Origin of the sequence: Streptococcus sp. WM07 (assembly GCF_004570525.1) — a bacterium.
Lineage (GTDB): Bacteria > Bacillota > Bacilli > Lactobacillales > Streptococcaceae > Streptococcus.
This window is the reverse complement of the sequence record NZ_SPPZ01000355.1, coordinates 1-251: the sequence shown is the minus strand read 5'-3', so window position 1 is coordinate 251 and position 251 is coordinate 1. Positions and strand designations below refer to the sequence as shown.

Sequence of the window (251 nt, the reverse complement as noted above, 5' to 3'; positions counted from 1 at the left end):
ACCTTTTGTACAGTAACCAGAAGCCCTGTCCATCCCAATAAAGGGCTTTGAAGCGATCTTTTCTTCCACCACAGAAAAGAAAGACTTGGCCTGAGAAGGGGTCCAATTCAAATTCCTGTTTCACTAATACTCATTCAGAATCAAAATTAGCAGATATCCATTCTCTATGGACAATCGATCGTAAGCGAGTAGTTGATAAGCTTTGGATAACTTCTTGCAACTGATCAATGACTTCATTCAATGATTTAAAT

General features: G+C 38.2%; 1 protein-coding gene and 1 pseudogene. Both read right to left on the bottom strand.

What is annotated here, in order from left to right; translation table 11 throughout:
* The coding region (tnpB, locus tag E4T71_RS09525; protein ID WP_245165739.1) for an IS66 family insertion sequence element accessory protein TnpB at positions 1 to 124 on the bottom strand (124 nt) is incomplete at its 3' end.
* A 6-nt stretch (positions 125 to 130) separates the two neighbouring features.
* A pseudogene (locus E4T71_RS10405) lies at positions 131 to 251 on the bottom strand (IS630 family transposase); the annotation flags it as partial.